The following is a 1056-nucleotide window of genomic DNA, read 5'->3' as shown; positions in this document are numbered from 1 at the left end:
ATCGGCAGTGATCAGAAGCAAGCGGTTATTATCCCTAAAAGCAATATTGCCAATCTTATGTTAAGCCAGAAGGTGATTAATGCCGTTAAGAAAAAGCGCTTTAATATCTATGCAGTAACGCATGTTAATGAAGCATTGGAATTGCTAACGGGTTTAAAGACGGGAACGCTTAAAGACGGTATGTACGAGGATGGCAGCATCTTCGGCAAAGTGCACGAGAAGATGGCCAGCTTACGTGAGAAAGAAGAGAGTAAAGATAGCGAAGAAAAGGGTGCTCATGAGAAAAACGCTTAAGCGACTAAAGCGAACAGGTTTTACACTCCTTATAGTGACTTGTGCTAATGTCTTTGCGGATGACTTGCTCTCAGAAAAGCTAATGACCGAAGACGTGGTGCTTGAGGGGGTATTTGCACAGGGCGGTTTGTTAAAAGGTAATGTTAAGCCTTCGTACGACGTAAAACTGAATGAACGCGAAATTCGGCTTACGCGAGAAGGGGATTTTATTATTGGCTTTGGTCGCGATGCTGCGCCGGAGCACAAATTAACATTCAGCGCTCCTAATGGTGAACGTCATTCTCTAATTATTGATGTGAAGCAAAGGACTTATCCGACTCAAAGTATTAAAGGTGTTCCTCAAAAAACCGTGACACCCAGTAAGGATAAACTAGCCCGTATAAAACGCGAAACGGCGCTGGTTAAAAATGCTCGTAAAACTGATTCCAGCTTGCTTTACTTTTTGGATGACTTTACGGCACCTATGAGGGCGCCTATTACTGGTGTCTACGGTAGTCAACGGATTTACAACGGTACACCAAAGCGCCCACATTATGGTGTTGATTATGCTGGGCCAGTTGGGGCGCCAGTTTATGCTCCTGCTAGCGGTAAAGTTACGCTGGTCCATGAAGACATGTTTTACTCCGGTGGCACTTTAATTGTTGACCATGGTTATGGACTATCTTCAACCTTTATTCATCTAAGTGAAGTTGTCGTAAAAGAAGGTGAAGATATTGTGGCAGGCCAGGAAATTGCCAAAGTAGGGGCTGGAGGTCGTTCTAC

Annotated in this window: 1 protein-coding gene and 1 pseudogene; both read left to right on the top strand. The window is 44.1% G+C overall.

What is annotated here, in order from left to right; genetic code table 11:
* A pseudogene (locus tag A3761_RS28220) lies at positions 1-294 on the top strand (ATP-dependent protease); the annotation flags it as partial.
* The coding region (locus tag A3761_RS24610; protein WP_068751092.1) for a M23 family metallopeptidase at positions 278-1056 on the top strand (779 nt) is incomplete at its 3' end. The pseudogene A3761_RS28220 and the gene A3761_RS24610, both read left to right, overlap by 17 nt.

Source organism: Oleiphilus sp. HI0123 (assembly GCF_001635315.1).
The sequence above is the reverse complement of the archived record's forward strand: the minus strand, read 5'-3'. Positions and strand labels throughout refer to the sequence as shown.